Genomic DNA, 4,204 nt, shown 5'->3' with positions numbered 1-4,204 from the left:
ATGGAGCTTCACAAGGACTTTTTGTAATCGTAGCGGTGGTAATTTTTGGTATTTTCGTATTAATCGCATATATTTTATTCCGTGAGACATTACAACCTAAATTAGCAGGTATTTTCAAGAATGCCACAGATACAGCAGAAGCAAGCTTGAATTATGTGAAACCATAAGGTTAAAACATAAAAAGTGTTCTACAAATTTGCAATTATAGAAATAGGATGTTATCTTATTTATAGAGATGCGAAACAAAAAAAGTCATATTTAAATTAAGAGAACAGTCTAGTCCACTGTTCTCTTTCCTTTTGGGCAAGTAGATTACTCTGTTTGTCTTTTTTGTATACTTATTGAAAAAGAAATATTAAAATTAAACCAACAGCTATAGATTTTAAAAATTGAATAAAAATATATTTAATAGCAAAATGATACATGAGATTTGAAAAATCTTAAAATACATTTTAGGTAATATAGAATTGAATCTAAAGCTAGGAAGTAAGTTTTTTTGTTATTTAAAACGTTGATTTATCAACGATTATTTAAGCAGATATAAATAGTTTATATAAAAAATACCTCCCAGATAACTTTAAGTGTAGAATTACCCATAAAAATTTCTTCGTTGTATCTGACAGGTGTTTTTTTGAAAAATAGTGCTTTAAAACGTTGATATAACAACAATCTGTTGATTTTGTCAATAAGTAGAAAACCCTTGATTTTGTTGACTTTTTCAAGTGTCATTTTTTAAGTGGCTTTTGATAAAAATTTTGAGATAAAAATACTTATTAGTCCTGATGGAGATAAAATATTAAGAGCATTTGTCTTTCTAAATTGAAATGAGTAAAGAAATATTTGATTGAATAGAAAAATCGTATTTTTTTATTGACTATAGCAACGTTGAATGATGGTCTTCAGAACCATCAAAATGAATGGAGACTATTATTATGAATTGAATGCGTCACTGTTATTACAAGTAATCTAAGCTATAAACAAGCTATTTTCTCTTTACTAGCATTAGAGGCATTGTCTAATGATTGTGTGGGAAATCAGGTATATCGAGAAACTGTGCAGAATATTATTCATCAAACAATAAATAGTTCAGAAATGGAATGGACTATTATTGAAAGCTTTCCAGAAATTGAAACCTAGTCTGCTTTAGACTAGGTTTTTTTATATCCCTAATTAAGTTGAAAGCTGTTATAATTAAAATGAATATTTTACAAAGGAGAAAAATAATGACATTTGATGAACTTATTCAATTAGCAAGGGAACAATCAAATGAGATTCAAAGAGATAAGGGAACTCTTTTTGAAAAAATCGCACAAATTTATTTCAAAAATGAACCAACATACAAAAATTTATTTTCAGATGTTTGGTTATTAAATGAAGTTCCAGAAGAATATGCAATCCCCAAAAAAGATACGGGGGTTGATTTAGTAGCAAGAAATGAAGCCACAGGAGAATTGACTGCTATTCAAGCTAAATTTTATGACAATAAAATATATAAAAGACATATTGATTCATTTTTAGCTGAACTTGGAAAGTCTTATTATTCTGATGGAATTATTGTGTATTCATTAGATTCATTGAGTAGTAATGCAGATGAAGCGATTAATCAATTATCAAAACCAGTTGCACAAATTGGTTTGAGTGATTTAAGAAATAGTCAAGTTGCTTGGGAATCTTTTATTCCAAGTAGACCGAATGAAGTAAAAGTAAAGAATGTGAAGAAAACTAGACCTTATCAGAATGAAGCGATTAATTTAACAATTGATTACTTTAAGGAAAATGACCGTGGTCAATTAATTATGGCACCGGGAACAGGGAAAACCTTTACCAGCTTGAAATTAGTTGAAAAGATGGCTAAACAAACGAATAAAGAAACCTTTAATGTTTTATATTTAGTGCCAAGTATACAATTATTGAGTCAAACATTGATTGGTTGGAATAATGACACGGAACTAAGTATGCACTCTTTTGCTGTGACAAGTGATAGAAATGCTTCTAAAAAGAAAAATGATGATGAATTGTCTGCAAAAGATATTGGCTTTCCTGCGACAACAGATTCAGAAAAATTACTATCCAATTATAAAAAAATAGAGAATAATCAACGTGACTTAACGGTTGTGTATTCTACGTATCAATCTATTGAAGTTCTACATGAAGCACAAGAAAAAGGGTTTCCTGAATTTGATATCATTATTTGTGATGAAGCACATAGAACAACAGGGGCTAAGGCTTTAGGAGAAGAAGCAAGCGTATTTACAAGAGTTCATAATAATAACTATATCAAAGCAAGTAAACGCTTGTATCAAACAGCAACGCCTAAAATTTACGGAACAGATGCGAAACAAAAAGCAGAAGATTCTAGTATTGTCTTGTCATCAATGGACAATAAAGATATTTATGGAGAAGAAATTTTTCGATTAGGGTTTGGACAAGCAGTTTCAAATGATATTTTGACTGATTATAAAGTAATAGTCTTAGCAGTCGATGAAAAGGTTATTCAAAAAGACATGCAGAAAGTTTTATCTGATAGTGAAAATGGCTTAGATGTTGATGATGTTTCTAAATTAATTGGCGTTTGGAACGGATTGATGAAAAGAAGCAGTGTAGATAAAGATGCTGTTTTTGAAGGAAAACCTATGCAAAGAGCTATTTCTTTCATTAACACTATAAATAATTCAAAGAAAATTTCTTCGCAGTTCAATGAAGTAGTCAATGAATACCTAGATGGAAACGAAATCATTCAACAATCAATCAATGTTCGCCATGTTGATGGTATGATGAATACCTTAGAAAAGAAAGAAGCCTTAGACTGGCTTTCAGAGGATTTTGCAGAAGATGAAACTCGTGTTCTTTCAAATGTGAAATTTTTAACTGAAGGTATAGATGTTCCTAATCTAGATGCAGTTATATTTTTAGCACCTAAAAAATCACAAGTAGATATTGTCCAAGCAGTTGGTCGAATCATGCGAAAATTTAAAGACAAAGAATATGGTTACATTATTCTGCCTATTGTTATTCCTGAAGGGACAACCCCAGAATCAATTTTGGATAACAATAAAAAATATGAAGCAGTTTGGCAAATTTTAAATGCGTTGCGTTCAGTAGATGAACGCTTTTCAGCAATGATTAATAAACTGGAATTAAATAGAAAAAAACCTGAAAATATGGACGTTATCGGTATAGGTGAAGCACCTTCTGTTGAAGATATGGAGAATACTTCAACAATTGGTGAAAAGGACGATGCCATTTACCAAACTTCTTTAGATTTAGATTGGGGAGAAATTGAGAACGCTATTTATGCAAAAGTTGTCAAAAAGGTAGGAGATAGAAGATACCTTGAAGATTGGTCAGAAGATGTTGCGAAAATAGCCCAACGTCATATTGAACAAATAACCATTATGATTAAAGATAAAAACTCTAAAACCGCTATTGAATTTGAGAAGTTTCTAAAGAGTTTACAACACAATATCAATGAAAGTATTGATGAAAAACAAGCAATTGAAATGTTAGCTCAACACCTAATTACTGCTCCTATTTTTGAAGCTCTATTTGGCGAATATAGCTTTGTAAATAACAATCCTGTTTCAGAAGCAATGGATAAAATTGTAGAAGAGTTGTCAAAATTTGGTGGATTTAATAAAGAACAAGATGAATTAAAAGAATTTTATGATTCAGTAAAATTACGTGCTGAAGGCATTGACAACGCAGAAGCAAAACAAAGAATTATTATCACATTATATGATAAATTCTTCTCGAAAGGTTTTAAAGAAACTACGCAACGGTTAGGAATCGTCTTTACCCCTGTGGAAGTTGTTGATTTCATTGTTAAATCAGTAGATGATGTGTTAAAAAAACACTTTGGGAAAGCCATTGAAGATGAAGGCGTTCATATTTTAGACCCCTTTACAGGAACAGGAACATTTATTGTTCGGACATTGCATTATCTAAAAGATAAGTTATCAAATGGAGAAATAACTTTAGCTGATGTTACAAGAAAATATACGCAAGAACTACATGCAAATGAAATTGTGTTATTAAGTTACTATATTGCAGCAATTAATATTGAATCAACTTTTGCAGAAATTAATCATGAAGAGTACAAACCTTTTGAAGGAATCGTATTGACTGATACCTTTGAATCCACTGAACAAGAAGATACGTTAGATGATTCGTTCTTTGGAACAAATGATGAACGGTTGAAACGTCA

The 4,204-nt window shown here is 30.6% G+C and carries 1 protein-coding gene; it reads left to right on the top strand.

All coding sequences use genetic code 11. From position 1 onward, the window contains the following. Positions 1 to 1,223: 1,223 nt before the first annotated feature. A partial coding sequence (locus tag HMPREF9088_RS06795) for a restriction endonuclease (protein ID WP_040366722.1) occupies positions 1,224 to 4,204 on the top strand: 2,981 nt, incomplete at its 3' end.

The sequence above is a fragment of the Enterococcus italicus DSM 15952 genome, assembly GCF_000185365.1.
Classification (GTDB): Bacteria; Bacillota; Bacilli; order Lactobacillales; family Enterococcaceae; genus Enterococcus_G; species Enterococcus_G italicus.
This window is presented reverse-complemented; position numbering and strand designations above follow the sequence as displayed.